Source organism: Streptomyces sp. NPDC046862, from assembly GCF_040704615.1.
Taxonomy (GTDB): domain Bacteria; phylum Actinomycetota; class Actinomycetes; order Streptomycetales; family Streptomycetaceae; genus Streptomyces.
The window spans coordinates 55,958-80,095 of sequence record NZ_JBEYXP010000010.1 but is presented as its reverse complement, the minus strand read 5'-3'; the positions used below and the strand labels follow the sequence as shown (position 1 = coordinate 80,095).

Here is a 24,138-nt window from a genome sequence, read left to right as displayed (position 1 = left end):
CCGGTGGCCCCCGTCCCCCCGGTCTCGGTGACTGCCGGGAGGGGAAGTGTGGTCGCGGTCGCGGTCGCGGTCTCGGTCCGGGTTGTCTGGTCGGTCACGGCTTGTCCTTCGTCAGCAGCGGGGGCTCGTCAGCAGCGGGGGCTCGTCAGCGGCGGGGTTCATGGGCGGTGGGAAACACGGGCAGTGGGAGAACATGGGTCGGCAGGGCCCACGGGCCCCGGCACGCGTCACAGCAGGTTCGGCAGCAGCAGCAACGTCTGGTCGGCCACCGCCAGGCCCAGCGCGCCCAGCAGCGGGACGCCGACCACCCAGGTGTGCGGCCGGCCCCAGCGGGCGTGTGCCCAGGCGAGGGCCGCGGCGGCCAGGACGAGGGCCTGCCCCCACAGCACCAGCGCCAGCCAGGCCGTCTGCTGCCCGGCCATCGCCGTCTCGTCCTGCGGCAGGGCACCGGGCGCGACGGCGGGCGCCGGTGTGGGCTGGACGTTCGAGACCAGGTCGGCGTCCACCCGCAGGACGCCGCGGGGCATGAACGGGGTGCCGTCGGCCGTGATGAGCGTGAGACGGCCCCGGCCCGCGGCGGGCGCGGGCGGCTGGGGATCGCCGGCCCGGCGCGGCCCGATGACCCGGTACGTGTGCTTGCCCTGCCCCGTGGTCACGGTGAACGTGTCACCCGTGCTCAGCTCGCCCAGCCGCCGGAAGGGCCCGCCGTACGTGGCCTGGCGGCCCATGATGACGCTGACTCCCGACTGGCCCGGCAGGGGCGTGTCCCGGCGGTGGCCAGGTCCCCGGGCCAGGTCCTCGGCGGTGGTGCCCTCCCGGACGACCTCACGCAGATGGAGCGCGGGGACATCCAGGAGCGCCACGGGCTCGCCCTGTTCCGGAGCCTGGCCGCCTCCCGCCGACCGCCCGACGGGGGCGACCCCGTTGGCCAGGGCCGAGCGGAAGCCGGCGTAGTCGACCTGCCGGTCGCGGGCGTGCCGCAGGTTGCCGACCAGGCCCGCGTCGGCGACGAAACCGAGCAGCAGAGCGGCCAGGATGCTGAGCGCGGCGCCGGCGACGCGCAGTCCGGGGCCGGCGGCCGGGCGGCCCGACCGCGCGTGGCGCGCCGTGCGGGCCGGCCGCGCCCGGCCGGGCCCGGAAGCCGACGCGGTGTCGGCTGTCGCGGGCCCGGCCTGGGAGGTCACGGGTGCCGTCATCCGATCCTCACCGAGGCGGAGGTGGCGGTGCCCTTGGCGTATCCGGCGCGCTTCGCCGTGACGGTCACGGTGAGCAGGTGGCCGCGGTCCGAGCGGGTCGGGGTGTACGTCGAGTGGGTGGCGCCGGTGATCGCCCGCCCGTCGCGCTTCCAGACGTAGCTGTACGAGGTGGCCGTCGGGTTCCAGCTGCCGGGCTTGGCGGTCTGCCGGTAGCCCACCCGGTGGGTGCCGCTGATCGAGGGCTTGGTGAGGTTCTTCAGGGCGGGGCCCAGAGCCACTGTCACGGCCGCGCTGGTCGAGGTCGTGCTGCCGGTGCTGTTGGTGGCCTTCGCCCGGCAGGCGGTCTTGTGCGGGTAGTCGGCGGCGACGAGCGTACGGGTGCTCCCGGTCGCGCCGCTGATCACCGTGCCGTCCCGGAGCCAGGCGTACGACACGGAGGTCGCGCCGCTGAACGACACCGAGCAGGTCACCTTGGAGCCGACCCGCACGGTGCCGGTCACCTTCGCGGGCGTGACGACCGCCGGGGGCTTGATCTTGACCGTGTACGACAGCGGCGCGGAGACGGAGGCGCCGTACGCCGCCGCGTCGGACGGTGTGAACGCGGCCTTCAGGGTGTGGGTGCCGACGGCCAGGGTGCTGGTGGTCAGGGTGGCCGTTCCGCCGGACACGGCGACCGGGCTGCCGAGCTGTCCGGCTCCGTCGAGGAAGCGCACCGTGCCGGCCGCGGTCGCCGGTGCGACGGTCGCCGTCAGCTTCACGGAGGTGCCCTGGACGACGGGGCTCGCCGGGCTCGCCGCGAACGTGGTGGTCGTGGCGGTGGGTGGAGCGCTGTTCTGGTAGGCGGTGTTGGAGGTGAACCAGATCGGCGCGGTGAAGTCGCCGTACGCCGTCGAGCCGAACGCGCCCCGGCAGGTCAGCGTGAAGTCGTAGCGGCCCTGGAGGGTGGAGAAACCGGCCGTGTTGGCGTAGTCCCGCATCGTCTGCGTCAACGGCACCACGATGCCGCCGTTCGGCGCGGCCTGGTACGCGCTGGTCGGCGAGTTGCCGACGACGATCTGGCCGTCGGCCGGGAAGCCCGAGCCCTTCACCGCGACGATGAGGTTGGTCGCCGGGTCGGGGCAGGGTGCGGCCGTGGTCAGGGTGATTCCGCTGGTGTCCGTGCCGGTGGCGGGGGACACCTCCATCGAGCCGAGGACGTCGGCCTCGGCGCCGCCCGCGCCCAGCGCGAGGGCGCCGGTGGCGAGCACGGACACGAGGGTGGCCGCCAGCAGGCGGCGTACGGCCTTGAAATGCATGGTGTGTCGTCTCTCCCAGGCTCAGGCGTCGTGGATGTCGGTGCCGGTGTCGGTCGTGGTGGCGGGGAAGTCCTCGCGGAGGCGGGCCCGGCGGACCACGAGGACGCCCGCGAGGACCAGCGCGGCCGACACGGCGCCGAGCGCGCCCGCGTCGACACCGGTGGACGCCAGGGAGCCCTTGCCGCCGCCCGAACCGCTCCCGGACGAGCCGCCGCTGACGTCGGTCGAGACGTCCTGCGAGCCGCCGCCCGTGGTACCGCCGTCCGTGGAGCCGCCGTCGGCCCCGGACGTGTCCGTCGGGGTGGCGGTGTCGGTGGGCGTGGACGTGTCGGTCGGATCCGTGCTGTCCGAGGGCAGGCCGGTGTCCGTCGGCGTGGCCGTGTCCGTCGGCGTGGCCGTGTCCGTGGGGGTCGCGGAGGACGAGGTGGACGGAGAGCCGCTCGGGCCGGCCGGGTCGTTGGTCTGGTAGGCGGTGTTGGAGGTGAACCAGATCGGCGCGGTGAAGTCGCCGAGGCTGGTGCCGTTGAAGGCCGTACGGCAGGTCAGGGTGAAGTCGTAACGGCCCTCCAGCTTGGAGAAGCCGGCCGTGTTGGCGTAGTCCCGCATGGTCTGCGTCAGCGGAACCGCGATGCCGCCGTTCGGCGCGGCCTGGTAGGCGTTGATCGGCGAGTTGCCCACCACGTTCTGGCCGTCGGCGGGGAAGCCCGAGCCCTTCACGGCGACGATGACATTGGTCGCCTCGGCCGGGCAGGCCGCCGACGTGGTGAGGGTGATCCCGCTGGTGTCGGTGCCGGTGGCGGGCGTCACCTCGATCTTGCCGGGGGCCTCGGCGGCCGACGCCTGGGCGACGGTCGCGGCGGTCACGATCAGCCCCGCCGTGCCGCAGGCCGCGATCAGCGATCCGGCCCGGACGGCGGCAGCCCGGGACATCCGGGGTCTGTGGAGTGTGAAGGACACGGTGTTCTCTCCTTGGCAGTGGATCAGGACGTGGTGGCGGTGGTGTTCGATCGCTCGGTGCGGGCCCGGCGTCCCCGCGCCCAGAAGCCGACGCCGGTCAGGAGCGCCAGCAGACAGACGGCGAATCCGCCCACCGACAAGGCGGTGAGCGAGGTGCCGGAGGAGTCTCGGGCGGCGCTCGTCCGCGCTGCGGTGAGGGGCGCGGCGCCGGGCGCGCCGGAGCCGTCGGGCGTGGACGGCGGCACGGGCAGCCCCGGCAGTTGCCCGGACTCCCCGGACTCCCCGGACTGCCCGGACTGCCCGGACTGCCCGGGTGACGCCGTCGCCGCGGGTGCCGGGCCCTTCGGGACCGCGGCCTTGGGGAACGCGACCTCGGTGCCGTCCCGGTACGCGGTCTTCCCGGTGAACCGCAGCGAGCCCTTGAAGTCCCGCAGGCTCGTCAGGTCGAAGGGGCCCTTGAGGCAGCTGACGGTGAAGGTGTAGGTGCCGCGCAGGGTGGTGAACCCCGCTGTGCTGGCGTAGTCCCGCATCGTGTACGTCAGCGGGACCGCCGGACCGCCGCCCGGAGCCTTCGGGTACGTGGCGAGGGGCGCGTTGCCGACGACGATCTGCCCGCCGCGCGGGAAGCCCGCTCCGGTGACGCGGGCGATGACGTTGACGGTCTTCGCGGGGCAGGAAGCGCCGGCGACGAGGGTGAGGGGCTGGGTGTCGCTGCCCTTGCCCGGGGTGACCGCGAGCTTCCCGGCGTCCGCGGCCCGCGCGTCGGCCGGGGTGCCGAGTACGGCCCCACTGGCGGCCAGCAGCACGGCGGCCAGACCGACGGCCTGCTTGGCACCGGACGTCGCGCCGGACTTCGCGCCCGAGGTCGCGCCGGACTTCGTACCGGACTTCGCGCCGGATGCCTTGCGTACGGGCTTGACGCCCCCGGTCGTGGCCCTCCGGCGTCGCCTGCGGCGCAGCAGCAGCACCGTGGCGGCCGCGGCGAGCACCAGCAGCAGGACCAGCAGGCCCCACGGCACGGCGGAGAAGGCTCCGGTGCGGGTGACGCGGGGCAGGATGCGGTGCTTGATGTCGCCGCGCACCGGCTCGGGGTCGACGGTGACCGTCGTGGTGTCCCGGAACGCGGGGAGGACGCCGGTGGCCGACGTCGTGATCCTCACGGCGTCGCCCGGCAGCAGCTCGGGGAGGTCACGGAGCCTCGCCACCTTCGCCGCGCCGCCCATCCCGTCGCGGACGCCGACCGCCTGACGGGCTGCCAGCCGCACGTTGCCGGTGTTGCGGATGGTGTACGTCACCGTCGCGGAGCCGGAGCCGAAGGGGTTGGCGGTGCCGTGGTAGGCCGTGTGAAGGTCCTCGACGGCCAGCCGGGGCGTGAGCTCGCCGGCCACCCGGAGGTAGACGCGCGCGCCGACCCGCTGGTCGACCGCGACCTTGTTGCCCTTCGTGTCGGCGCCGGCGGCCGACAGCGAGGCCACGATGCCGCCCGTGTGGTCGCCGGGGGTCGCCTTCTGCGGGACGGTCAGCGTGAAGGGCACGATGACGTGGGAGCGGGCCGGGACCTTCACCTGGTTCCTGCGGAGCTTGATCCAGGAGCCGGCGCCCGTGGGTTTGTGCTGGGCCGCGAACAGATCGAAGCCGCCGTCGGCGGTGGTGAAGGCGTCCTGTGCGTAGACCCTCAACGTGAGTGCGCTGGTGCCGTAGTTGAAGACGGCGATGTGGTCCTTGACGGCGGCGCCCGGAGTGGCGCCGTAGGAGAAGTTCGGCCGCGCGTCCGGCTTCTTCGCGGACGAGGGCTGGACACCGAACGTCGTACGCCCCGTGCCCGTCCGCCCCCCGTCGCCCGGCGCGGTGGCCGACGCGGTCGCGGCCGGGAGGACGGCGAGGAGGCAGGCGGCCAGGACGGCGGCGATGCGGCGGGCTGAGGTCGTGATCATGTCGGGTCGTCCGTTCGGGCGCGGGCGGGACCGGTGCACGGGTGAGTGGAGGTGGCCGAGTGGGCCAAGGTGACGGGGTGAGTGGAGGTGACCGGGACGGGAGGGGTCTCCCGTCCCGGCCCGGGGCGGATCCTCAGAGGGAGTGGAGGTTCCGCCCCGTCAGCCGTCCGCCCGGGTCAGATGGCCGTGAGGGTGAGCGTCGCGGTGTAGGTGCCGGCCACGGTCGAGGTCGGCACGTTGAGGGCCAGGTCGGCGCCGAGGTGGGCGGTGCCCAGACCGGTGCCGTTGGCGAGGGAGCGGGAGGACTTGAGGCCGGCCGATCCCGCGTCGGCGGGAGCGACACCCTGGGCGGCGGCGACCGCCGAACCGGCGGTGACGGTCTGGGACGCGCCCTTGTCGGTCACCTTCGGGGTCCAGCCCAGGTTCTGACCGTTGATGGTGTGCGAGCCGCCGTCGGAGAAGTCGGTCACCTGGCCGCTGACCGTCCAGCCGGGGTTGCCGGCACGGGTGTCGGTCAGCGTGACCGCGTTGATCGCGCCGCCGGTGGTGAGCAGGTCACCGTTGGCGTTGAGCTGCGGGGAGGGCAGCGTGACGTGCGGGTTGTCCACGCTGATGACCAGGGCACCCGACTCCACGGTGGTGGTGATGTCCTGGGAGGCGGTGACCCCCTTGAAGGCGCCGATCAGGTACGGGACCGCGCCGGAGGTGGAGCCGGTGTACGCGGCGGAGTCCGCCGGGACGAAGACCGCCGTGAAGGAGTGGTCGCCCTCGGCCAGGCTGCTGGTGGAGAACGACGCCTGTCCGCCGACGACCTGCACCGTGCCCAGCGTGGTCGTGGTGGTGCCCACGGTGTCCTGGAACTTCACGGAACCGGCCGCCGAGGCGGGCGACACCGAGGCCGTCATGCTGACCGGGCTGAACTTGTCCGCCGTACCGGCCGGGGAGACGGCCAGCGCGGTGGTCGTGGCGGTCGCGGGGCCGGCCTGGACGGCGTACGCGACCGCGCTGGACGTGGAGCCGTTGTAGGCGGCGCTGGACGGGGTGAAGACGGCGGTCAGCGAGTGGCTGCCGACGCCCAGGGTGCTCGTGGTGAGCTGCGCCTGGCTGCCGGAGACGGTCACCGGGGCGCCGAGCGCCTGGCCGTTGTCGCGGAACTGGACCGTGCCCGCCGCGCCCGCGGGGGCGACGTTCGCGGTCAGCGTCACGGCGGTGCCGGCCTGGACCGGGCCGCCCGGGGAGACGGCGAGGGAGGTGGTGGTGTCGGTCTGCGCGGCCGGGTCGGTGTTCTGGTACGCCGTGTTGGACGTGAACCACACCGAGGCCGGGAAGTCACCGAGGCTGGTGGCGTTGAACGCCGTACGGCAGGTGACGACGAACGTGTACTTGCCGGTCAGGTTGGTGAAACCGGCCGTGTTGGCGTAGTCCCGCATGGTCTGGGACAGCGGGATGACAAGTCCGCCGCTCGCCGCCGTGCCGTAGGTGGTGATCGGCGAGTTGCCGACCACGTTCTGGCCGCCGGCCGGGAAGCCCGAACCGGTCACCGAGACGATGACGTTGGTGGCGTTGTCCGGGCAGGCACCCGAGGTGGTCAGTGTCATGCTGGACGTGTCGCTGCCGGTCGCCGGGGTGACCGCGGCCGTGCCGAGGTCGGCGGCCTGCGCGGAGGGCGCCAGCATCAGGCCGCCCGCCAGCACGGCGACCAGGCTCGCGAGACCACCCGTCAGGGCCCGCGAGAGAGTCTTCTTCAGCACTGTCGTGCTCTCCTTCAGAAGAGGAACCGAGAAGCGTCGGGTCAGGGGGTCTGCTTGCTGGTGTCGCCGCAGTTGGCGTTGGCCGCGAAGCCGTAGGTGTTGATCACCTGGGTCTGCTGGCAGATCAGGGAGTTCGAGCCGACGAAGACCGTGCTCCACGGCGCCGTGCCGATCTTGCTGGTCGGGATGACGTTGTAGACGTCGCGCTTCACACCGAAGTTGGTGTTGAGGACGGTCGGCGCGAGACCGTCGATCGTGCCGAGGATGGCCCGGCCGCGGAGGTCGGCGATCGTCTGGGAGGACTGCGAGTTGTACTGCGCGATGGAGAACGGGGCGATCGACTTGTCGTCGAGGACGCGGCCGTCGTGCTCCTGGACCGGGGCACCGTTCTTGGTGTCCTTGATGCAGGGGTAGACACCGGCGACCACGTCGGCGTCGGTGATGCCCATCTGGGACTCCCAGAAGCTGCGGGTGCCCGACCCGGCCTGCGGCAGGTACACCGTGAGGCTGTAGTTCGGGGCGCTGCCCACGTAGTTGGGGTCGCAGCGGTAGATGGCCTTGAGGTCGGCCAGCGAGAGCTTGCGCGGAATGGTGCTGGTGGGCGTGATCGCGTAGCTCACGGCGTCCACGGCGAACGGGACGTACGTCAGGCCCGGGCTGGCGGCGGCCAGGTTGAGGCTGGAGGAACGGGAGAAGTCCAGGCAGCCGTTGCCCGCCTGCAGCGAGTTCGACAGGGCCGTGCGGCCGGCGCCGGAGCCGTTCGGGCGGGCGATGGTGCAGCCCGGGGTGGTGGCCGGGTCCTTGGTGGTGATCTGGGCCGAGCCGGTGGCGTCGTACGAGCCGATGACCTTGGTGCCGTTGATGGTGATGGCCTGGGCCATCCCGTTCATCACGTCCTGCGTGGTGTCGGACCCCACGCCGGAGAGCTGACGGTAGGTGGGCGTGCCGGAGGGGTCGGCGGAGGCCTGGGTGGCGCTGAGGGTGCCGGTGACCAGGCCGGCGAGACCCACGGCGGCGACGGCGGCCATTCTCTTGTTCACGTGCTGTACCTCTCGATTAGGCTTGCGCCGGGTGGTGGTGCCCGGCGCGGTGTTTCGGACAGTTCGTTGGCGCGGACCTGTCGGTGTGTCGGGTGCGGGCATCACCTCCCTCGGCCGGCGGACGTCTTGTCCCTGGCGCGCCAGGCCGCGATCCCGGCGGCGAGTCGCGGCACGGCCCTCGGCAGGAGCGGGCCGCAGACCGCGGCGGCGAGGCCGGTGACCAGGGCGATCAGAAGGGCGTAGCGCACGGCGCCGAGCGCCCAGGCCGGGGTGCGCAGCAGCGGGCTGTCGGAGGCGGCGGCCGGCGCCGCGGACGGCGAACCCGACGGTGTGCCGCTCGCGGAGACGGACGGAGAGGCCCCGGCGGCCCCGGCGGCCTTGCCGGACGACTCGCCGGACGCCCCGGCGCCACCGACCGAGGCACCGCCCGAGCCCGACACACCCCCGCCTCCCGCGCCGCCGGAGCCCGAACCACCGGAACCCGAACCGCCGGAGTCCGTTCCGCCCGCCGTGCCGCCGGCCGCCGATCCCGCCGGCGAGGTACCGGCCCGGGAGGCGATGGCCTGGGCGGCGTCGCGGGTGCGGGTGCGCAGGCCGGCGGGCAGCGGGGCGTAGCCCTCCGGCAGGGTGCCCTCCGACACGCCGGGCCGCTGTCCGGAGCCCGCCGCGTACCGCAGCAGGGCCGCGTAGTCCCCGCCCTCCTGCTTGGTGAGCTTCTCGGGCACGGTCGCGGCGTAGGTGAGGAGGGTGAGCGGGTAGGCGCTCGGGCTCTTCGTGGCCGGGTCGGGGATCGTCACCCCGCTGACGCCGCTGGGCTTCATGGCGGCCTGCCCGGCGAGCAGTCCGCGGGAGTCGGGGGCCACGAAACGGCCGGCCGCGTTCTGGAGCCTCACCGTCACCAGGCCGTAGCGCGCGGCGGTCGCCGTGTCGGTCAGGGCGAGGACGGCCCGCTTGCCGGTGGGCTGCGGCGGGTCCTTCTTGTAGCCGGGCGGCGTCGCGGTGTTGTCCCAGCTGGTGCGGGCCAGGGTGTCTCCGCGCGCGGCGGCGCGGGCCGCGGCGTGCAGGTCGGTGGCGTACGGGTGCTTGTCCTGGATGCACAGCGGGTGGTCGGGGTGGTCGGCGAACTCCTGGCAGAACGGGTCGCTCTTCGGGAACTCCTCCCGCGGCAGCGCGAGGCCCTTGTAGTGCGGGTTGACCTTCATCCCCGAGAAGCCCTGGTCCCCGTACCGCCCCTCGTTGTCGGGCGTACCGCTCAGGAACTCGCGGGCGGCCGGGTCGCTCTTCACCCAGCTCCACAGCTCCCACGCCGCGTCGGACAGGGGCTCGGGCACGAGCACGTCACCGAGGTTGCCGAGGAAGTCCAGGTCCTTGTAGGCGGGGTTGTACTTGAGGAACTCCGGGTCGCGGGCCAGGTTGAAGGGGTTGGTCCCGGTGCTCTGCGCGAAGCGTGAGTTGCCGTCCTGGTACGACTCGGTGAGCAGCTTGGCGACCAGGCGCGGGGTGAGATCGAGCGAGGTCAGCCGTCTTCCGTCGCGTGCCCTGACCGCGGCGGGCGCGCCGAATCCCGCCTGGCTCTCGACGAAGAAGCCGATGGTCAGTCCGGACAGTGCCAGGGGCGCGTAGACGGGACGCTGTCCGGGCGGGATCTGGTCGCCGGTGGCCGGACGGCCGAGGAAGACCATGCCGGGCGAGCCGGAGACCAGCTTGGCGCGGGCGGTGTCGTCGGTGACCTGGGCGTAGCCGTAGATCGTCTTGTTCGCGGACTGACACAGGGCGGGCTGCCAGCGGGTGATGGCCTCGGCGGCGATCTCGTTGCCGAGCGTGCCCCGCTCGTCGGCGCCGATCGGGCAGAAGCTGCCCATCGGTTCGAAGTTCAGCGGCAGGACGAGACGGTGCTTCCAGTTGCTCGCGCTGAGCGGCGAGGACTGCAGGAGGCCGCTGGGCTGGGAGGTGTACGAGGTGTCGTCCACCTCGCTCTCGCCGCGCGGCACCACGACCAGCCAGCATGTGCGCCCGGAGGTCGCGCCGGAGGCCCCGGCGGGCACTTCGCCGCAGCCGAGGCCGGGTGCCTCCAGGCCCGTCTGGGTCTCGAAGTAGACCTCGCCGGTGCCGTCGGGGCCGGTGCGGGCGTAGGGGACCTCGTTGGTGGTGTTGACGTCGTAGAACTCGTTCCAGTTGCCCTTCTTGCTCACATCGCCGGTCACGGAGCGGAAGGGAACGTACGAGATGCCCGAGCCGCTCGCCGGCGGCAGTTGCTGGCCCGGGTCCTTGAGGGTGCCGTACGTCAGTTGCCGGGTGTTGGTGTACGCGCCCGCGGCCTGGCTGCCGGCGCCCGCGCCCAGCGCGGAGGAGCCGCCGAACTGGCACTGCTCGGGGTCGGGGCCGTCGCCGCTGTCGCCCCAGCACTGCATGATCTGCAGATAGTCGGCGGCGTACGTGGTGTCGGAGACCGTGGGGGCGGCGCCCTTCCAGGAGATCCTGACGACCTGGTCGACGAGGTTGCGGGTCTGGCTGACGGTGAGCTTCAGGTCCGCGTACGGGCCCTTGCCGGAGACGGTCACCGCGGATCCGGCGTCGGCGGCCTCGGCGGGCCGGGGCGCCGAAGCGAGCACGGCAACCCCGATCGCCGAGAACAGGGTGACGGCAACGGCGAGTGAGGTTGCGAGAAATCGCCGTACCGCGGCGCCCCAAAGGGGCGCGGGTCTGTATCGATATGCGGCTCCGCCGCGGGGCGCGACCAGCCATGACGGCGCCGCAGACAGTCGACGCCTCATCGCTGCCCTCCCAGCGGAGCGCCCCGCTTCAGCCGCCGGCTCAGCAGCGGCGGCCCGACCGTGACCCCCAGCAGCAGCACTCCGGCGAGCGTCATGAGCACGGTGCGTGTGCCGCTGCCGATGCTCCGGGAGGTGTTGACCGGCACGGCGAACGCGTCGGCGCCCGCACCGTCGGCCGAGGCGCCGTTCGCCGCGATGACCTGCCCGGTGTCCGGGTCGATCGAGGCCCCGCCTGCGGCAGCCGGGGTTCCGGAGGCGCCACCGCTCCCGGCACCGCCTGAGCCACCGGACGCCCCCGAGGACGTTCCGCCCTTGCCGGAACCGCCCGAACCGCCCGAGGCCGACCCGCCGGAGCCCGCACCGGAGCCGCCCCCGCCGCCGGAGGCTCCTCCGCCGCCCGACCCACCCCCGACCTGGGTCGGGGTCTTGGCACCGCCCGTGCCGGTCGAGCACTGGGACGCGCCCTTCTTGTCACAGGCGGGCGGGTAAGGGGCCGTCTTGGCCAGGGTGTTGGTGCCGTCGGAGGAGAAGGTCGGGTTGTGGCAGTCCTTGATGTTGATCCGCTCGACGTCGACCCCGGGAATCCTGCGGACCTGGTTCAGGCCCGCCTGCACCAGGTTGATCGGCAGCGGCGAATAGCCGAGGTTGTCGACCCGCTGCTGCCCCTGGCACAGGAAGTAGTACGCGAAGGCGCCGAGGGTCTTGCCCTTCTGGGCGTTGAAGTTCGACTCCAGCTTCGTCGGGATGATCATGTAGCTGTAGCTGGAGAGCGGGTAGGCGCGCGGGTCGCTGTCGTTGTAGACGTCGTCGAGGATCTGCGTCAGATAGCCGGGCGAGGAACTGTTCTCGTTGATCCGCGCCTTCAGCAGCGACACCGCCACGTTCTTCGCGGTCGGCTCGACGTAGTACCCGCCTTTGTTGAGCACCTTGGCCACGGGGAACCCGGTCGTGTAGACCGCGTACGAGTACTCGACGTAGGTGATGGTGCCGACGTTGCCGCCCTGGGCCACATAGCCGGAGACACCGTTCGAGCCCGACTGGGCGACGAAGCCGCCGCCGGGGACGAGCGGGTAGTTCGAGGTCGCCCCGCACGGGGTGCCGCGGCCGGCCCGGCGGCAGTAGGCGTCCCATAGCGACGGGTACTGCTTGCTCATCCAGGTGGTGAACTGCGCGCTGGTGCCGGAGCCGTCGGAGCGCACCACCGGGACGACCCGGCGGGCGGGCAGCGCGGAGGCGATCGCGGGGTTGTCGGCCTTGATCGCGGGGTCGTTCCAGGTCCTGATCTGACCGGTGAAGATCTTGGCGATGACATCACCGGACAGCCGCAGGTTGGTCACCCGCCGGTTGCCGATGGTGAGGTTGTACATGAACGACGTACCACCGGCCACGATCGGCATGTACGCGTACTTGCGGGACGGGGGCGGGTCGACGACGCCCGAGTCCTTGATGCCGTAGGGGATCTCGGAGACGCCGTAGTCCACGGTGCCGTTGCGGAACTGGTTGCGGCCGTCGGAGGAACCTGTTCCGTTGTAGTTCACGGTCATGCCGTACTGCTTGACGTTGGCCCGCCACTGGTCGAGCGCGTTCTGGCTCCAGGTGGACCCCGCGCCGGAGATCGGGACGTAGGTGGCGCTCTGGGCGGGCGCGGCACCGAACAGGAGGGCGGCCAGGAGGAGGAGAGCGGTCATGACTCTCCGGCTTCTCAGGCGACTTGGGAGTCCTGGGAGTCCTGGGAGTCCTGGGAGTCCTGGGCGTCTCGGGTGGGGCGTTGCGCGGGGTGCCGGAGGGGATCCGGGCATGGCTGATGACTCCTGGTCGGTGGGCGGGGCGGGGCGGGGCGGGTACGGGGGTGCTCCGCTTGAGGGGTTGCTCGGCCGGGGCGACTCGGCCGGGGGCTACTCGGTGGCCGGGTCCAGGGCGGTCGGCGGCGTCGAGGGCCGTGGCCCGAGCCGGTCACGCCCGCTCATGCGCTCGGCGTCGCGGCGCGAGGCCTGGACACGCCGGTGGCGCTGGTTGCGGGTCAGCTCGCCCGGCCCGCGTCCGCCGATCACGCGGGCCAGCACGAACAGCAGCAGGACGAGGGCCATCAGCAGGGCGGCGGAACCGAACCCGCGGGCGACGTAGGCGGGTTGGGGCGAGCGCACCAGATCGAAGGTGGCCAGCGGCAGCGAGATCTGCGGACCGTCGAGCGGGTCGGCGTTCAGTCCCGCGTTGACCCCGGAGGTGAGCAGTACGGGCGAGGTCTCTCCGATGCCGCGGGCGGTGCCCAGGATCACGGCGGTGGTCAGACCGGAGCGCGCGGTGGGCAGCACCACCGTCCACACCGTGCGCCACCGGCTCGAACCCAGGGCGTACGAGGCCTCGCGCAGCGAGCCCGGCACCAGCCTGATCACCACGTCGGCGGCTCGGATGATGATCGGCAGCATCATCACGCCGAGCGCCAGCGCGGCGGCGAACCCGGACTTGTCGAGGCCGAGGATGAGGATCACGGTGGCGTAGATGAACAGGCCCGCCACAATCGACGGCAGGGCCGTCATCGCTTCGACGATGGTCCGTACGAAACGGGCGTAGCGGCCGGGCACCTCGTTGAGGAACACCGCGCAGGCCAGCCCGAGCGGCACGGTGATCGCCAGCGAGATGCTGATCTGCTCCAGCGTGCCCACGATCGCGTGCACCACGCCGCCCTGACTGAGCGGCTGCAGCGGGCCGGTGCGTGCCATGTCCTCGGTGAAGAAGCTGAGGTGGACCAGCGCCGACTTTCCGCGCCACAGCGTGTACGCCACCACCAGCACCAGCGCGCCCAGCAGGAGCACGGCGAGGCTCTGCCACAGGACGGCCGCGACCTTGTCCCGTACCACCACACCGTCCTCGTCGAAGGAGACCAGGACGGCGTACACCCCGAGGAAGAGCAGGTACGCGACGACGACGAAGCCCAGGGCGGAGTCGAACGGGGCGATCCAGACGAACAGCAGCACGGTCAGCGACAGGGAACCCACTGCCGCGCCCGCGAGGGCGAGCAGGTCCGAGGCGTGGACGGAGGAGGTGTTCCGGCGGACCTCAGGGGCGTCGTCCCGACCGTCGTCGTCGGCGTCGGCGTCGGCGTCGGCGTCGGTGGCGGGGCCGGCGGCCGATACCGGTCGTACGGTCGTGGACTCCGCGGGCTCCGCGGGCTCCGCGGGCTCCGCGGGCTCCGAGGGTTCCTTCAGGAGCTCGGTGGTCGTCATGCTCAGGCCTCCGTTCCGGTGCCCGACCGGCCACGGGCCGCGATCGAGGACGCGATGAAGTTCACGACGAGGGTCATGAGGAAGAGCGCGAGACCCGCGGCCATCAGGGCCGACATGCCGAAGTCGGACGCGGAGCCGTAGCGCAGCGCGATCAGCGCGGAGACCGAGTTGGCGCCGTTCTGCAGGATGTGCGGCTGCACGGCGAAGACCGGCGAGATGATCATGTAGACGGCGATCGTCTCGCCCAGGGCCCGGCCGAGGCCCAGCATGGTGCCGCCGATCACGCCACCCAGGCCGTACGGCAGGACGACCGCGCGGATCGCCCCCCACCGGGTCGCGCCCAGCGCCAGGGCTCCCTCGCGCTCACCGGCCGGCGCCTGCGAGAAGGTCTCCCGCATCACCGAGCAGGCGATCGGGGTGACCATCAGCGCCACGACGATCCCGGCGATGAAGGTGGAGGACGTGTAGACCGTCACCGTCTGCAGCGGATCGCGTGGATCGGCACCGTCGACCTTGAAGAGGGGGAACCAGGAGAAGTACGTGGCGATCCAGCGGGAGAGCCCCACCACGTGCCCCTGGAGGAAGAAGGCGCCCCACAGTCCGAACACCACGCTCGGCACGGCGGCCATCAGGTCCACCAGGCTGACCAGGGTCCGCTTCAGCTTCCGCGGCGCGTACTCCGAGATGTACAGCGCGGTGCCCAGCGCCAGCGGTACGGCGATGCTGATCGCCGTCACACCGATGAGCACCGTACCGGTCAGGACGGCGGCGATGCCGAAGTGGTGCGAGTCCGGCTCCCACGCGGAGGTGGTGAGGAACGAACCCCCGGCGACCTCCAGCGCCTGGAACGCGCGGTAGGTCAGGAAGAGCCCGACCAGCAGCATGATCAGCAGCACCAGGGCGCCACTGCCGCGGAGCGCCCCGCGGAAGAGGCGGTCCACCGGTTCGGTCCTGCCCCGCGGCGCTCGCCGCACGTCCTCGCGGCCGGGCTCCGGATCCGGCTCGGACGGCTGCCCGAGTCTGGGCATGACAACGCTCATCGCATGCCCGCCCCGGCCCGGTCACCGGCACCGGCACCGCCCCCGCGCGGTCGATGCGGTGCCGGCTCCGTCAGTTCGCCCACCGGGACCGCCTTCAGGAACTGGCCGAGGTTGAACTGGCAGTCCCGCTGGCGCTGGTACAGCCGTCCCGCCACCGCGATGACGTGGCCGTCGATCTCCAGCCGCCAGCTCCAGCCGCCCGCCGCCTCCGTCGTGGTCAGCAGCACCCTGGCGTCCGCGATCCGCTCCCGAAGCAGCAGCACCGAGGCCCGGCACTCCGTGAGACCTGCGAACACCTCGGCGCTGCGCCCCAGTTCACGGTGGTTGGCACCGACGAGCCGCCAGCCGACCGACGGTTCGACCGCCCTGAGATCCCGGTGCGCGTCCCGGTGCGCTCCACGCACCATGTACAGGAAACGTGACGGAACCATCCAAACCACCCCCTCTCCCCTTCACTCCATGGACCGTTTTCCGCCACAGGCGAAAAATCTCCCAAAGCGCACTGAGAGTCGCGGGTCTGTGTGGGGGCTGTGGGCACGGTTGGGTTAAGGCCGAACGGAGGGCAGATGAACGAGCGGCTCCAGAGGCGACACACATCGCCCATCAGGGGCGACGCGCGCTTCACGGCTGTACGTGACACACATCCCTGGCGCTGGTCTGGCCGCGCGTGGCACGAGGTGCCACCATGGAGACGGTCCGGGGACGCCGTGAGGGCGCCTCGAGATGACAGAAGGAGCCGTTGCGATGACGCAGCTTCCGGCTGCCCCGAAGCAGCCCGCGCCGTCCGCGCAGGGTGCACCGGGGCCCTCCGACAGCAGCAAGGCGCTGTACGGGGGCAAGAGCACCCGGCGCATCACCGTGCGCGACCTCGCCGCCGCCAAGGAACGCGGCGAGAAGTGGCCCATGCTCACCGCGTACGACGCGATGACCGCGTCCGTCTTCGACGAGGCCGGCATTCCGGTGATGCTCGTCGGCGACTCGGCGGGCAACTGCCACCTCGGCTACGAGACGACCGTGCCCGTCACCCTCGACGAGATGACGATGCTGTCCGCGGCGGTCGTCCGTGGCACCAGCCGCGCCCTGATCGTGGGCGACCTGCCCTTCGGGTCGTACCAGGAAGGCCCCGTCCAGGCCCTGCGCTCGGCGACGCGCCTCATCAAGGAGGCGGGCGTCGGGGCGGTCAAGCTGGAGGGCGGCGAACGCTCCCACCGGCAGATCGAGCTCCTCGTGGAGTCCGGCATCCCCGTCATGGCGCACATCGGCCTGACGCCGCAGTCGGTCAACGCGATGGGCTACCGCGTGCAGGGGCGTGGTGAGGAGGCGGCCGCGCAGCTGCTGCGCGACGCGAAGGCCGTGCAGGACGCCGGCGCCTTCGCCGTCGTCCTCGAACTGGTTCCGGCGGAGCTGGCGGCCGAGGTCACGCGGGTGCTCCACATCCCGACGATCGGTATCGGGGCCGGGCCCGAGACGGACGCGCAGGTACTGGTCTGGACGGACATGCTGGGGCTGACGGAGGGCCGGGTACCGAAGTTCGTGAAGCAGTACGCCAACCTCCGCGAGGTCATGGCCGGGGCGGCCAAGGCCTTCGCCGAGGACGTCGTCGGCGGAACGTTCCCCCAGGAGCAGCACTCCGTCCACTGATCCACCACGGCACCACCCAGCAGCCCGCCGGTCTTCCCCCGCCGGCGGGCTGCGCCGTTGTTCGAGCGGGGTTTGTTTCGCCCCCGCCGCCCCTACCCGTCCCATCCTGTCCCTGGGGGCTGCGCCCCCAGACCCCCGCAATCGGCCTTGCGGCCTCGTCCTCAAACGCCGGACGGGCTGGATTTTCCAGCCCCTTGGGGGCACCTCCCAGCGGCAGCCGGGGGAGTTTGAGGAGCGGGGTCCGGGGCGGGGCCCCCGGGGATGGGACGGTTAGGGGCGGCGGGCGCGAGAAACGCGGAGGGCGCCCCCTCACCGGAGGCGCCCCACACGTGCCCGGAGACCGTCAGCGACGCCACGACTCCACGTAACCCCTGGCGGGCGAGCCCACCCCGGTCACGTCGTCGTAGCCGCGCACGGCCTGCAGCGAGCTGTCCTTGCCGAGGCTGCGCACCGACGTGGCCAGCCCGTCCGTCGCGTCGTAGCCGTTGACGAAGTCGACGCGCGCCACGGCGAGACCACTGCCCGTCGGGTTGTCGGTCACGTCGTGGTACACCTTCGACCCGTAGCGGGCGTAGATCGCCGGGTTCGCGAACCCGATCGCCTTGCCGCCCCGCGCCTCCTGGGCCAGCGCCTGCACGGCCGCGACGACCGGCGCGGCCAGCGAGGTGCCGCCGATGCGGTACTCGCTGTACGCCTGCCCGCCCTCCGGCAGGGTCTGCGTCTGGCCCACCAGGAACCCGGTGTTGGGGTCGGCTATCGCCGCGATGTCCGGCACGGTGCGCATGGCCGTCGTGCCGTTCGCCTTGGCGAGCGCGTCCGGGACCACGCCCTTCTGGTACGAGGGCTGCGAGACCGTGGCGCTCGTGCCGCCGCCCGCGCCCGACGTGAACGCGCCGGGGAAGCCCGTCCAGCTCTTGCCGTCGGCCGACAGCGTGGCCTTGAGCGTGCCCCAGCCGGTCTCCCACTGGTACGTGTCGCCCTTGCCGACCGCCAGCGACGTACCGCCGACGCCCGTCACCCACGCCGAGTTGGCCGGGGTGTCGACCTGCTTCGTGCCGGTGTTGGCGACCTCGTCGCCGTTGTCACCGGAGGAGAAGTAGAAGCCGATGCCCTCGACCGCGCCGAACTGGAACACCTGGTCGTAGGCGGCCGCGACGTCGGTCGTCTCGGCCGACTCGATGCTGCCCCAGGAGTTGGACACGATGTCGGCGAGGTGCCCGTCGACGACCTTGCCGAGCGAGTCGAGCAGGTCGTCGTCGTAGCAGGACGCGGCGCCCACGTACGTGATGTCCGCGGCGGGCGCGACCGCGTGCACGGCCTCGACGTCGAGGGTCTCCTCGCCGTACCAGCCGGACGCCCCGCACTCGTCGGTGTGGATGTACTTGTTCGGCAGTACCTGGCGCAGCTGGTCGCTGCGGTAGGTCGCGTCACCGTGCTTCTTCGCGTAGGTGGCCGCGTCGAAGGCGATCGTCGGCGAGGCGTACGCGTCGGTGATGGCGACCCGCACCCCCTTGCCCGTGCGGGTGCCCGCGCCGTACGCGGCCCGCAGCTGCTTGCCCGTGTAGCCCTTGATCGCGTACGGGATCTTCGTACCGTACGCGTCCGGGAGCGTGCTCGCGGTGTTCGAGCCGTAGTACGAGGAGAACGGCCCGGAGTTGCGGAACACGGTGTCCGGAGGCGGCAGTTGGTCGTCGTGGGTGGCCTTGTGGGGCGCGTTGTCCAGGCCGGTGACGGTCAGGACGGCACCCTTCAGACCGGTCGGGACCGAGGCCGTCGAGACGGGCGCGCGGTAGGTCTTCCCGCCCTTGGTGTAGTTGTGCAGCTGGGTGCCGAACGCCTTCTCCGCGGCGGCCACGTCACCGGTGACGGTGACGTAGTGCCTGGTGACACCGGTGACCTTCAGGCCGGCCGCCGTCAGCCAGGACTTCACGGCCTTCACCTGCGCCGGGGTCGCGCCGTAACGTGCCTGCGCCTGCTTGGCCGAGAGGTACTTCCCGTACGAGGCCGAGTTCGGGTCCGACACGGCCTTGGCGTACGCGGCCAGCCCGGCGGCGTTCCGTCCGGCGAGGTAGACCCGGGCGGAGACCCCGGAGTCGTTCGAGGTGGCGCCCTTGTCGGCCTTGGTCGTGGCCCACGCGGGCTTCGTGCCCTTGAGCACGTCGCGGGCCGGGCCGTCCGCGGCGTGCGCGGATGTGCCGAGCGCCAGCGCGCCCGCGAGCAGGGGCAGTGTCGCTGCCAAGCTCGCTCCGGCGCGCATCCTGGCGCGTTTTGATCTCATGGAACCCCCTGAGTGCGGTTCGTCGCGAGTGATCACTCGACGCTCGCCACTCTCGCGATGAACCGTTCATGCCAGGGGAATGCCATGGCATGGGCTGGGCCAAGAAGCCTTCAAGTAAACGTATGGGAGCCCAAAGGACCGTATATTCAAGGGTTTTCCCCCTGTGTCCCGCGCGGGAACCACCGAGGGATCGCCCTTGAAGACCTCTTAAAGACCCCTAAAGACCCCTAACGAGCCGTCGCGCCCCGCTCCTTGAGCATGTCGGCCATGAGCTGGATCTCCGACTCCTGCGCGTCGACCATGCCCTGCGCGAGCTTCTTCTCCACACCGACCGTGCACTTGGCGACGCAGCCCTCCGCCATGTGGATACCGCCCTTGTGGTGGTCGGTCATCAGCTGGAGGTAGAAGATCTCCGCCTGCTTGCCGTTGAGCTTGCCGAGCTTGGCCATCTCCGCGTTGGTCGCCATGCCGGGCATCAGGGAGCCGTCCTTGCCGGAGGCCATGTCACCCATGCCCATCCACGACATGGGCGCCTCGGACGACACCTTCGGCAGCCCCCACAGGTCGAGCCAGCCGATCATCATGCCGCGCTGGTTGGCCTGGGTCTGCGCGATGTCGTACGCGAGCCGCCGCACCTCCACGTCGTCGGTGCGGTCGCGGACGATGTACGACATCTCGACGGCCTGCTGGTGGTGGACCGCCATGTCCCGGGCGAAGCCCGCGTCCGCGGAGTCCGCGGTGGGCACCTTGGTCGCGGAGTCGTCCCCGTCGGCGACCGCGTACGTGATCGCCCCGGCCGCGACGAGTACCGCCGCGGCCCCGGAGGCGATCCAGCCGATGTGCTTCATCTTCCCCACTGTGTCAGACAGTTGCTACGAGATGCCGTTGGTGCAGGCCGCACCCGGCTCGGGGGTCTGCTTGCCCTGCACGTACGTCTCGAAGAACTTGCCGACGTTCGGGTCGCTCGCACTGGTCACCGTGCGCTGGACACCCCACGCGCTCAGCATGATCGGGTCCTTCTGGTCGTCGACCGGACTCATCAGCGAGTACGGGGTCTTCTTGACCTTCGCCGCCAGGGCCTTGACGTCGGCCTCGGACGCCTTGCCGTTGTACGTCACCCAGACCGCGCCGTGCTCCAGGGAGTGCACGGCGTTCTCGTTCTTGATCGCCTTGTCGTAGACGTCGCCGTTGCAGTTCTGCCACACCGGGTTGTGGTCGCCGCCGACCGGGGGCTCCATCGGGTACTTCACGGCCTTGGTCACGTGGTTCTGGGTCAGCTTCGCCGACCACTTCTTCACGCCGTCCTTCTCGGTGACGAACTTGCCCGAGGTGGCCTTCGCGTCACTGGCCGTGTCGCTGCCGTCGGACTGGGACCGTATGAGGACCGTGCCGCCGACGACGAGACCGGCGACTATGACCACGCTCGCGCCGATGGTGAGGATGCGGCTGCGGCGCTCGCGGGAGCGCTCGGCGCGCCGCATCTCCTCTATGCGCGCCTTGCGCGCCGCGGAGCTGCTCTTCTTGGCGGACATGAGGATGAGTCCTTATGTGGGGATGGGACGGTCGGGTTAGCTGATCGTAATTTGAATCCTCCCCTCCCTGAAGCGCAGGGTGGGGATTTCTGGCTCAGGCCGCCTCCTGGAGCAGCGCTCCAGGAGGTCTTGCGCCCTCGGCACCAGCCGGGTTGAGACCAGCCCGGACGAGCATGACGAGGGCGGAGTTCTTGTCCCGTGGGGACACGTATCCGCACGCGGTGCAGGTGTAGGTGCGTTCACCCAGCGGCAGTGCGTGCTTGGCTCTCGCATCGCAGTGCGCGCAGTCCATCGTGGTGTGCGCGGGGTGGACCAGGCGGATGTCCCGCCCATGTTTGCGGCCCATCTCGATCAGAGCGGCTTTGGTGGCGCCGATGGCGGCGTCCGCGGCCTTGCGGGCCATGGATGCTCTTGGCCAGGAACTTCGGGCGGAAGTCCTCGACAGCGACGGCGTCGTGGTCGCGGACCACCTTGTTGGCCCATTTGCGGCCGGTGTCCTGACGCTGCCTGGCGACCTTCTTATGTGCCTTCGCCCGCCGCTTCTTCGCCGCGCGGTAGCCCTTCGATCCGGGCTGTCCCTTCTTCGGCTTGCGGCGGGCCATCATCCGGTCGTACCGGGTCAGCTTCGTGTGGGCCTTCTTGCCGTGCTCGGCGTGCGGCAGGTCGTGCGCGTCGGACGTGGTGGTCGCGGTCTCCTTCACGCCCCAGTCGACGCCGAGTACACGGCCGGTCTCCGGCAGCGGCTCGACCTGGGCGGGGACAACGAAGGAGCAGTACCAGTGCCCGAGGCTGTCCTGGTACACGCGCACCGAGGACGGCTCAGCCGGCAGTACCCGCGACCACACCACCGCCACCACGATGCCGCCCGCCAGGTGCAGTCGGCCGTCCTTCAACCGGAAACTTCTCTTCGTGTAGGTGAGGGTTGGCAGTGCCTCGCGCTTGGTCTTCCACTTCGGCATCCCCGCCCGCTGCCGAACCGACCGACATTCCTGGATGTCCTTCTGCGCCTTGACCCGGGACTTGCCGAAGTCACGGATGACCTGCTGCTGGACGACCGACGAGCCCTCACGCAGCCACGGCGTCGTCCGCCGGGCTTCGGTCAGCGTCCTGTCGAGCTGAGCCGGGCCGCATGTCTTTTTCTCGCCCGTCGTCTTGTTGTGCAGATGCACGGCTCTGGACTTGGCCACACATTCGTTCCACACCCACCGGCACCGGTCCCACTCCGCCTCCAGGACGGTGCGGGCAGTGGACGACACGCGCAGCCGGTAGGTGTAGCGGGCGTGCGCAGCCTTCGCAGCCGCCCTCACCTGTGTCATCGCGCCCCCTCACGATCACCGACAGTAACGCCGTGGCATCCCGAATCCTCGATGGGGCCATACGTGCGACCGTCGTACACACTGATCCAGATCCCTTATCCGCCACCACTATCAGCGATCATGGGCACGCATGTTCGCATCAGCTTGAACGCCGTCATCCTCGACCAGCAGCGACCGCTTGGTCCGCGATTTCCCGCAGCACACAATGACAGGGACCCGCCTTGTCTCAGGCTGTGCCCGGCCGGACCGCCCGACGGGCGCAGCCCTGCCCAAGATCACCCAGGCGTTTCCTCCATTGCCGCGACGGGCAGGGAGATCCGCCATGTGACGAACCCAGCCGCGACGAGCCCGGTGATGGCCAGGAATCTACTGGTAACGAACGGGTCGGTGCCGTCCAGGGCGGGAGCGAACCCGATGCCGATGTAGAGCGTGATGTCGGTGGAACCGCCCAGTTGGTCGGCGGCTCGCTGAACGCCGGAGGTGATGCCCGGATAATTTGAACTTGAGATGCGTGTTATCTACCCTTCCGGCATGCGGCTCCTGCGCTCCACCGACCTGGCCCTGCGCGTCCTGATGCGGCTCGCCGTCACGGACGAGCACATCCCGACGACCCGCCAGGTCGCCGAGGGGATGGACGTGCCCTACACGCACGCGGCGAAGGTCGTCGCCGAGCTCCAGCACATGGGGCTGCTGTCCGCGCGGCGCGGGAGGGGCGGAGGCCTCGCGCTCAGCGAGAAGGGCCGTACCACGTCGGTCGGTGCCGTCGTCCGAGCCTTCGAGGGGGACGGCGACGTCGTCGACTGCGAGGGCGCCACGCCGTGCCCGCTCCACTCCGGGTGCCGTCTGCGGGTCGCCCTGCGGCGGGCCCAGGAGGCCTTCTACGCCTCGCTGGACCCGCTGACGGTCGCGGACGTGGTGGCGGCGCCGACGGGCCCGCTGCTGCTGGGGATCTCGCGCACGCCTTAGTGCTCCTGCGTCGGCTCGAGCACTGAGCGTGGAAGCACTCCGGTGCAGGACGACACCTCGGCTCCGCAGGAGAGTCCCGCACGCGGATTTCCTTCCACTGGATAGAAAACCGACTTCCAGGTGTACGCGGCGCACCCTACGGTGCGGTCGCGCTGCGCTTTCGGCAGCGCGCACCCGCAGCGCCTCCTGGAGGTCCATCGATGCGTCCAACCCGCCGTCCGTCCAGAGCGACTTCGCCGTTACGGTCCCGGTCCCGTGTCCTGGCCGTGCTGATCGTGATGGCGACCACCCTCGCCTCCACGCTGTTGACCGTCTCCGTCACACCGGCCGCAACCGCAGCGCGGCAGTCACTCCGCGCGACGATCCCGAATCCGACCACTGCTTCACTCGAGGCCACGAATGGGCCGCTGGCCACCGCCACTTACACCGTTCCCCAGCCGAGCGGGTACGGGTCCGGCACGATCACCTACCCGACGGCAAGCGGCTCGTACCCGGCCGTCGTGCTGATGCCGGGCTACCAAGGTACCCAGCAGAACCTGCAGTGGCTCGCGCCCCGCCTGGCTTCCTGGGGCTTCGTCGTCATCAACGTCGGCACCAAGACGCTGGGCGACGATCCCGCGTCGCGCGGCCGCCAGATCAGCGCCGCCGGCACCCAGCTGCTCTCGTTCGGTTCCGTCGTCGGCAACCCCCTCTACGGGAAGGTGAACGGCACGCTCGGTGCGGCCGGTCACTCGATGGGCGGGGGCGGTGTGATGGCGGCTCTCCGGGAGGACTCCCGCTTCAAAGCGGGCATGCCCCTGGCCCCGTACTACCCGAACCAGGACTTCTCCGGAGTCACCGACCCCACCTTCTTCCTGACCTGTAAGAGCGACCCCGTCGCCCATGGCAACACCTACGCTCTGCCCTGGTACAACTCCATGTCCCAGGCCGAGAAGCTCTACGTCGAGGTTCCCGGCGACCATCTCTGCCCGATGACCGGCTACGGCAACAAGGCCAAGCAGGGCAAGTGGATCGTGTCGTTCTTCAGCCGCTGGTTGTACGGCGACACCCGCTTCAGCCCGTTCCTGTGCGGTGCCGCGCGGGAAGCGGACAAGAACACCCCCTCCCTGGTGACGCGCTGGCAGGACACCTGCCCGTTCTGAACGACTTCCGTCAGGGCTCCTGCGGTCCGCCGCGGGGGCCCTCCTCACCCCT

17 protein-coding genes and 2 pseudogenes are annotated in these 24,138 nt (G+C 71.2%); 3 read left to right on the top strand and 16 right to left on the bottom strand.

Annotated elements, in window-relative coordinates; genetic code table 11:
- Positions 1-227 precede the first annotated feature (227 nt).
- The 11 genes from AB0959_RS13415 to AB0959_RS13365 all read right to left on the bottom strand — a co-directional run bounded on the left by AB0959_RS13415 (position 228) and on the right by AB0959_RS13365 (position 15,642).
- A complete protein-coding gene (locus AB0959_RS13415; protein WP_366826516.1) occupies positions 228-1,196 on the bottom strand; it encodes a sortase in 969 nt (322 codons plus the stop codon).
- Positions 1,193-2,491 (bottom strand): Ig-like domain repeat protein, encoded by a 1,299-nt coding sequence (locus AB0959_RS13410; protein WP_366826515.1) that lies wholly within the window; start codon positions 2,489-2,491, stop codon positions 1,193-1,195. The genes AB0959_RS13415 and AB0959_RS13410 overlap by 4 nt, the downstream gene beginning before the upstream one ends.
- Before the next feature lie 21 nt (positions 2,492-2,512).
- Positions 2,513-3,448: a hypothetical protein gene (locus AB0959_RS13405; protein WP_366826514.1), complete on the bottom strand. Its 936-nt coding sequence runs from the start codon at positions 3,446-3,448 to the stop codon at positions 2,513-2,515.
- A 23-nt stretch (positions 3,449-3,471) separates the two neighbouring features.
- Positions 3,472-5,382: a DUF916 domain-containing protein gene (locus AB0959_RS13400; protein ID WP_366826513.1), complete on the bottom strand. Its 1,911-nt coding sequence runs from the start codon at positions 5,380-5,382 to the stop codon at positions 3,472-3,474.
- Positions 5,383-5,558: 176 nt separating this feature from the next.
- The gene (locus tag AB0959_RS13395; protein ID WP_366826512.1) at positions 5,559-7,133 is read right to left on the bottom strand and encodes an Ig-like domain-containing protein; all 1,575 of its coding nucleotides are present in this window, start codon (positions 7,131-7,133) and stop codon (positions 5,559-5,561) included.
- A 41-nt stretch (positions 7,134-7,174) separates the two neighbouring features.
- On the bottom strand, positions 7,175-8,173 hold the full coding sequence (locus AB0959_RS13390; protein ID WP_366826511.1) for a substrate-binding domain-containing protein: 999 nt from the start codon (positions 8,171-8,173) through the stop codon (positions 7,175-7,177).
- Between the two features lie 101 nt (positions 8,174-8,274).
- Positions 8,275-10,785: a hypothetical protein gene (locus AB0959_RS13385; RefSeq protein ID WP_366826510.1), complete on the bottom strand. Its 2,511-nt coding sequence runs from the start codon at positions 10,783-10,785 to the stop codon at positions 8,275-8,277.
- A 158-nt stretch (positions 10,786-10,943) separates the two neighbouring features.
- Positions 10,944-12,635, bottom strand: a complete 1,692-nt coding sequence (pstS, locus tag AB0959_RS13380) for a phosphate ABC transporter substrate-binding protein PstS (RefSeq protein ID WP_366826509.1) — start codon at positions 12,633-12,635, stop codon at positions 10,944-10,946.
- A 207-nt stretch (positions 12,636-12,842) separates the two neighbouring features.
- On the bottom strand, positions 12,843-14,171 hold the full coding sequence (gene pstA / locus AB0959_RS13375; RefSeq protein ID WP_366826508.1) for a phosphate ABC transporter permease PstA: 1,329 nt from the start codon (positions 14,169-14,171) through the stop codon (positions 12,843-12,845).
- 2 nt (positions 14,172-14,173) lie between these two features.
- Positions 14,174-15,199 carry a phosphate ABC transporter permease subunit PstC gene (gene pstC / locus AB0959_RS13370; RefSeq protein WP_366826507.1) on the bottom strand — a complete coding sequence of 342 codons (1,026 nt, stop codon included), beginning with the start codon at positions 15,197-15,199 and terminating at the stop codon, positions 14,174-14,176.
- Between the two features lie 8 nt (positions 15,200-15,207).
- The gene (locus tag AB0959_RS13365; RefSeq protein WP_366826506.1) at positions 15,208-15,642 is read right to left on the bottom strand and encodes a hypothetical protein; all 435 of its coding nucleotides are present in this window, start codon (positions 15,640-15,642) and stop codon (positions 15,208-15,210) included.
- Between the two features lie 313 nt (positions 15,643-15,955).
- On the opposite strand from AB0959_RS13365, the gene panB reads away from it, so the two are divergent.
- On the top strand, positions 15,956-16,852 hold the full coding sequence (panB, locus tag AB0959_RS13360; RefSeq protein WP_366826505.1) for a 3-methyl-2-oxobutanoate hydroxymethyltransferase: 897 nt from the start codon (positions 15,956-15,958) through the stop codon (positions 16,850-16,852).
- 343 nt (positions 16,853-17,195) lie between these two features.
- Here panB and AB0959_RS13355 read toward each other — a convergent pair whose 3' ends face one another.
- The 5 genes and pseudogenes from AB0959_RS13355 to AB0959_RS13335 all read right to left on the bottom strand — a co-directional run.
- On the bottom strand, positions 17,196-19,130 hold the full coding sequence (locus AB0959_RS13355; protein ID WP_366826504.1) for a S53 family peptidase: 1,935 nt from the start codon (positions 19,128-19,130) through the stop codon (positions 17,196-17,198).
- Between the two features lie 227 nt (positions 19,131-19,357).
- Positions 19,358-19,978: a DUF305 domain-containing protein gene (locus tag AB0959_RS13350; protein WP_366826503.1), complete on the bottom strand. Its 621-nt coding sequence runs from the start codon at positions 19,976-19,978 to the stop codon at positions 19,358-19,360.
- 24 nt (positions 19,979-20,002) lie between these two features.
- The gene (locus tag AB0959_RS13345; RefSeq protein WP_366826502.1) at positions 20,003-20,662 is read right to left on the bottom strand and encodes a DUF3105 domain-containing protein; all 660 of its coding nucleotides are present in this window, start codon (positions 20,660-20,662) and stop codon (positions 20,003-20,005) included.
- Positions 20,663-20,756: 94 nt separating this feature from the next.
- Positions 20,757-21,978 (bottom strand): annotated as a pseudogene (locus AB0959_RS13340) (transposase).
- Positions 21,979-22,253: 275 nt separating this feature from the next.
- Positions 22,254-22,466 (bottom strand): annotated as a pseudogene (locus tag AB0959_RS13335) (MFS transporter); the annotation flags it as partial.
- A 43-nt stretch (positions 22,467-22,509) separates the two neighbouring features.
- Here AB0959_RS13335 and AB0959_RS13330 point away from each other — a divergent pair.
- On the top strand, positions 22,510-22,944 hold the full coding sequence (locus tag AB0959_RS13330; protein ID WP_366826501.1) for an Rrf2 family transcriptional regulator: 435 nt from the start codon (positions 22,510-22,512) through the stop codon (positions 22,942-22,944).
- Positions 22,945-23,210: 266 nt separating this feature from the next.
- On the top strand, positions 23,211-24,086 hold the full coding sequence (locus AB0959_RS13325; protein ID WP_366826500.1) for a triacylglycerol lipase: 876 nt from the start codon (positions 23,211-23,213) through the stop codon (positions 24,084-24,086).
- The last annotated feature ends 52 nt before the right edge of the window (positions 24,087-24,138 follow it).

Excerpts from the sequence above, each read along its gene's own strand:
- pstC (WP_366826507.1), bottom strand. The coding sequence starts at position 15,199 with ATGCCCAGACTCGGGCAGCCGTCCGAGCCGGATCCGGAGCCCGGCCGC.
- AB0959_RS13350 (WP_366826503.1), bottom strand. The coding sequence starts at position 19,978 with ATGAAGCACATCGGCTGGATCGCCTCCGGGGCCGCGGCGGTACTCGTC.
- AB0959_RS13345 (WP_366826502.1), bottom strand. The coding sequence starts at position 20,662 with ATGTCCGCCAAGAAGAGCAGCTCCGCGGCGCGCAAGGCGCGCATAGAG.
- panB (WP_366826505.1), top strand. The coding sequence starts at position 15,956 with ATGACGCAGCTTCCGGCTGCCCCGAAGCAGCCCGCGCCGTCCGCGCAG.
- AB0959_RS13365 (WP_366826506.1), bottom strand. The coding sequence starts at position 15,642 with ATGGTTCCGTCACGTTTCCTGTACATGGTGCGTGGAGCGCACCGGGAC.
- AB0959_RS13410 (WP_366826515.1), bottom strand. The coding sequence starts at position 2,491 with ATGCATTTCAAGGCCGTACGCCGCCTGCTGGCGGCCACCCTCGTGTCC.
- AB0959_RS13400 (WP_366826513.1), bottom strand. The coding sequence starts at position 5,382 with ATGATCACGACCTCAGCCCGCCGCATCGCCGCCGTCCTGGCCGCCTGC.
- pstS (WP_366826509.1), bottom strand. The coding sequence starts at position 12,635 with ATGACCGCTCTCCTCCTCCTGGCCGCCCTCCTGTTCGGTGCCGCGCCC.
- pstA (WP_366826508.1), bottom strand. The coding sequence starts at position 14,171 with ATGACGACCACCGAGCTCCTGAAGGAACCCTCGGAGCCCGCGGAGCCC.
- AB0959_RS13415 (WP_366826516.1), bottom strand. The coding sequence starts at position 1,196 with ATGACGGCACCCGTGACCTCCCAGGCCGGGCCCGCGACAGCCGACACC.
- AB0959_RS13355 (WP_366826504.1), bottom strand. The coding sequence starts at position 19,130 with ATGAGATCAAAACGCGCCAGGATGCGCGCCGGAGCGAGCTTGGCAGCG.
- AB0959_RS13330 (WP_366826501.1), top strand. The coding sequence starts at position 22,510 with ATGCGGCTCCTGCGCTCCACCGACCTGGCCCTGCGCGTCCTGATGCGG.